Annotated in this window: 4 protein-coding genes; all 4 read left to right on the top strand. The window is 49.6% G+C overall.

Annotation, left to right across the window (positions count from 1 at the left end):
- Positions 1 to 197 precede the first annotated feature (197 nt).
- The 4 genes from ACOTX4_RS25415 (at position 198) to ACOTX4_RS25400 (ending at position 4802) form a co-directional block, all read left to right on the top strand.
- Positions 198 to 602 carry a hypothetical protein gene (locus ACOTX4_RS25415; protein WP_032676268.1) on the top strand — a complete coding sequence of 135 codons (405 nt, stop codon included), beginning with the start codon at positions 198 to 200 and terminating at the stop codon, positions 600 to 602.
- A 64-nt stretch (positions 603 to 666) separates the two neighbouring features.
- On the top strand, positions 667 to 4278 hold the full coding sequence (locus ACOTX4_RS25410) for a tape measure protein (RefSeq protein WP_421635493.1): 3612 nt from the start codon (positions 667 to 669) through the stop codon (positions 4276 to 4278).
- On the top strand, positions 4278 to 4625 hold the full coding sequence (locus ACOTX4_RS25405; protein ID WP_063933399.1) for a phage tail protein: 348 nt from the start codon (positions 4278 to 4280) through the stop codon (positions 4623 to 4625). The genes ACOTX4_RS25410 and ACOTX4_RS25405 overlap by 1 nt, the downstream gene beginning before the upstream one ends.
- Before the next feature lie 21 nt (positions 4626 to 4646).
- Entirely contained in the window at positions 4647 to 4802 is a 156-nt protein-coding gene (locus ACOTX4_RS25400; RefSeq protein WP_154591406.1) for a hypothetical protein, read from the top strand.
- Positions 4803 to 4906 lie beyond the last annotated feature (104 nt).

Here is a 4906-nt window from a genome sequence, read left to right as displayed (position 1 = left end):
CAGCTTAACCATGCGTTCCTGTTCGGCACGTATGGTTTCCGTGTTGAAGGTACTCAAATCATCGATAAATCTCAGCTTGGTTGCGAAAACCGCTAATCTGCTGGGTATACTGACAAGCCACCTCCGGGTGGCTTTTCTTTTTCGAGCGGGAGATCCCTGCTAGGATTTCCTCATCTTTTACCAAAGGGGATAGGGATATGCATATCGACATACCGGGCGCTATCAATGACTATTTCACAGTTAGTGGTTCGGAAGAAAAAACTTATAAATCAAACAGAAGCAGAATAAGGGCGCTTGTTGAAATACGGAACCAGAAAATTCAGCAGGTGATCGCTGATGGGGGAAACATACATACCGCATCCTTAGATTTACAAGATCAGGTTAGTGACTTTTTTTCTGAAGCTCCGGTTGAAGCACAAGTTGTGCTTTTTGAAACGCTCGCTGAAGAGATGCTAGCCTCAGCATCAGCAATAAATGATGAAACTACCAAACTCAACGCTCAAGTCGCATCAAGCGAGGCGACAGGTCATGCAATTGGCCAGTGGATAGGCGCTGGTATTTTGCTGGTGTTCCTTCTTTTTATGTTCGGTTTATTAAAATAGTAAGACTCATCTTGCCCCCAAAACCTCGCTCTGGCGGGGTTTTTTATTGCCCGGAGAAAAGCAAATGTCCGAGAATCTTGGGACTATAGAGTACATTATCAAAGCAGATACAGCACAGTTGCTGATGGCTGATAAGGAGGTGGTCAAAGCCACCGACAATATGCAGGATGGTTTTGACGCAGCTGATGATGCGGCGCAATCACTTTCTTCTTCTCTGGGCGAATTGAGTAAAATTGCCGCAGCTGTAATGGCAATCCTTTCTGTTAACCAGATATCGCAATATGCCGATGCTTGGACCGAACTGAACAACAAACTAGCGAATGCGCTGCGACCAAATGAAGAGTTGGTGGACGTTACAGAGCGGGTATTCAATATCACTCAGCAAACACGCTCTAGCCTGGAGGCTACCGCCTCTCTCTATGCCCGACTGGAGCGTGCAACCCGCCAGTACGGCACGAGTGCGCAGGACCTTGTAAAACTTACAACGATAATCAACCAAGGCTTTGTGGTTTCAGGTGCTACCGCTGAAGAAGCAGAGAACGCGATTATCCAGTTATCTCAAGGCTTGGCGTCTGGTGCATTACGCGGAGAAGAATTCAACTCTGTAAACGAGCAGGGTAATCGTCTAATTGTCGCTCTTGCGGATTCAATGGGCGTGACAATTGGCCAGATGCGCCAGTTAGCCGCTGAAGGTAAGCTTACTACCGATGTTGTTGTGAATGGCCTGCTATCCCAAGGAGCAACCATTGGAGCTGAATTCGCCAAAACTACGACAACAATCAGCCAGGCAATGCAAGTTGCTGGCAATAATATTACCAAATTTATTGGAGAAAGCTCTTCTGTGAAAGCGGGTGTTGCTATCTTCAATGACGCCATAATCACAGCAAGCAATAATATTTCAGGTCTGAGCATGGCTTTGACCGCAGTCGCTGCTGTAATGGGAAGTCGATATATTGGCGCTCTGACTATGGCTGCTACAGCGCAAGTTCGTAACACTGCCTCGCAAATTGCTGCTGCCAAAGCAGCAGTAGTAACCACCTCAGCTGCTGAAGCACAAGCTGCTGCGCAATTACGCTCTGCTCAGTCTAGTAAGAACGCAGCAACCTCTGATCTCAATCTTGCTCAGGCCAGATTAAACACTCTTAAAGCAACTGCTGCTTCTTCTGTAGAAGAGGTCAGACTAGCGACTGCGGAAGCGCAAACCATCCGAACGCAGCTTGCGCAAATTAACTCTGAGAAAGCGCTTGAGGCTCAGCGTTTACGCGCTCAAATTACCGAGCAAGGCCGGATTCAGGCTGCAACTCGCATGGCTCAGTTGCAGCAGGCATCTGCTGCATTAACTACGCGACTTGCGGCTGCCGAGGCTACTGCCTCTCAATCCCGGGCGGCTGCAATTGCATCTGCAGAAGCTAAGGTTTCCGCTGCAAGAATCGCCTTGGCTAATGCCACTGGCGTCGCAACAGCAGCCAATGGTAGATTTATCGCATCGCAAGAGGCATCAGCAGTGGCATCACGAGCTGCTTCAGCTGCAGCCGCCTTGGCGAGAGGTGCTCTTTCCCTTATTGGTGGTCCTGCTGGTGCAGCCATGATTGCGGCTGGAGCCATATTCTATTTTTGGCAGAAAGCTCAGCAAGCCAAACAAGAGGCAATTGCCTTTGCTGATGGTTTAGACAAGCTCAACTCATCTTTAAAATCATTGAGCAACACTCAATTGCGAGGAACCATTGCTGATGCCAATGTGTCAATCCGGGCGCAAAAAGATGAAATAGCTGATTTAGAGTCGGATATCGTATCGCTTCAAAATCGCTACAAGAGCTTTACTCCAGCCGCCCAAGCTTATGCGGATTCAATGGGACAGGGAGCAGAATTTAGCCAACGGCAGGCTGAGGTTTCAGATGAACTGAACGGGAAGATTCGGGATCTCGCCAACAAAAAGGATAAGCTTGCTAGAACAGAAAATACTGCCTCAGAAGCGAACCGTTTGCTTACTAACAATATGCTCTCATCGATGGGTGTGCATGATCAACTCATTGAAAAAGGCACCACCCTGGAGAGAGTTCAAGGAGCTGTTGCGAAAGCCTTCGGTAATACTGCTGATGAGATTAACCGGGCCAATCAGGCCGGGCAGAATTTCAACCCCAAGTCACTACAAGTAGATCCCCCTACTGAGGGCGCAGATAAAATCATACTTAGTCTTGAGGAGCAAAATGAGCTTCTTAAGATTCAAGGTGATCGTCAGCGCGCCATTGCTAAAGCCAGGATGGAGACTTCAAAGGTCACTGACAACCCTAATCAGATTGCATCTGCCGAGCGTCTAGCTGCAGAAAATTACGATCTACAGGAAGCTGAGGAGGCGCGACGCAAAGCGCAGCAGCAGAGTGAGCAGCAGGGTAAAAACGCAGCCAACCAGCAGGAAGCCGTTGCCCAAAAACTTGCCAATCTTAAGCAGCAAACAGACCTCGCAGCCGATTCTACAAAAGAATTAAGCCGCGAACAGGCAGTTCTCGCAGCCCAGCAATCACTTGGGAAAGGCGCAACTCAAGAGCAGATCGCACTGGCTGGTAAATATCGCGGGGAAATTTGGGATACAGCAAATGCCCTTAAAGCCCAGGCCGCTGCTGAAAAACTACTACCGGAAGCCAGAGAAAACGCGAGCTACAAGCAGGATGTTGAAGACCTTAAAACCGCTCTGGCTGCCAAGAAGATAAGTCTTGAGCAATTCAATGAAACATCACTGCGTATCGAACAGCAGCATCAGGCGAACCTGGCAAAAATCCGGGCTCAGAAGGCAGTAACACCGCAGCAATCAGCAATTGGTGAAATCGACCCTGTTCAGCAATTGGCAAATCAGCACGCGCAGGAACTGGCTCTCATCCAGCAGTTTGAAACGCAAAAGGGGCAAATCACTCAGCGCGGCCTCGAACTGATGAATGCTGCCAACACCGAATACGAGCAAGCCCGCATCGCTGCCCAATGGGAAATCTATCGCAACCAGAGCACGACCAATCAGCTGATGGCTGACGCAGTAGACTCACTTCAGGGCGGAGCTACCAATGCCATTACTGGGCTAATCAATGGCACCCAAAGCCTTCAGGAGTCGCTGGCAAATATCGGCACTACCATCCTCAACAGTGTTGTAGGCAGCTTTGTCCAGATGGGCGTGGAGTGGGTTAAGAGTCAGTTAATGGGGCAGGCCGCAGCTGCTGCATCACTGGCATCGACAATGGCCCAGGCTACCGCCGCTGCATCAGCGTGGGCGCCGGCCGCAATGAGCGCCTCAATCGCAACGTACGGCAGTGCAGCCGGTGTAGGACAGGCTGCTTATGCCCAGTCCTTGGTTGCTGCTAAGGGGCTGGCTCTTGCAGGTGGCCGTCGCTACGGTGGTGGGGTATCTGCAGGAAACGCTTACCGCATAAACGAAGATGGACGCTCTGAAATCTTCCAGACCGCAAGTGGTCAGCAGGCATTCATCCCGAATCAGTCAGGGAAGATTATTCCGGCAAATAAGGTTGGGGGTAGTGGCGGAGTTGTTAATCAAACTGTCCATTTCACCATCAACACTACCGGCGGCATTGACGATGCCACAATGGCTAAAATGGCGCAGATGATGAAGCAGGTTAGCCTCAGCACCATTCGTGATCAGCAGCGCCCTAACGGGTTATTACGGAGGTCATAGTGCCAGAAACATTCACATGGACACCGCAGCGAGCTTACCAGGTTGAACGTACCCCAAATGTAGCCGTCGTTAAGCTCGGTGATGGCTACGAGCAGCGACAGGTGAAGGGTATCAACCCACTAATGGATAAATACTCCCTGACCTTTCGTGGAGCAGGCGGCGCCTGCCGGAGTAATTCTGCTAAGGATGCTGAGGCGTTCCTGAAAGCCAGAGGGGCGGTTGAGGCGTTCTACTGGACGTCATCCGATACGGGAGTGAGGAAGCTGTTTGTCTGCCGATCCTGGAATATGACAAAGACCGGGCCGCTGTTTGAACTGACGGCCACTTTTGAACAAGTACCACGATAAGCCGAAAGGCGGGGGACAGTTATGACTTTAGAACAACGTGTTGAAGAGTTAGAGGCTATGGTTGATTCAATGAAAGCACAGATGGAAGAATTTATTAGCGCTCACACCTGTGCTTATAATCAAATCACTGCGAAATTAGATCAAATTGCCGTAATTCAAGCTGAACGCAAGGCTTGAATAGCAAGTTTTTCAATCTCACCGATGGTTTTATTCTTTATCTCATCTGGCGCTATATCTAGGTTTACCGAATGAAATTGGTCATTAGGGCCAATCAAATTAGC

Source organism: Enterobacter cloacae complex sp. IR5459, from assembly GCF_049238005.1.
GTDB lineage: Bacteria > Pseudomonadota > Gammaproteobacteria > Enterobacterales > Enterobacteriaceae > Enterobacter > Enterobacter hormaechei_C.
The sequence above is the reverse complement of the archived record's forward strand: the minus strand, read 5'-3'. Positions and strand labels throughout refer to the sequence as shown.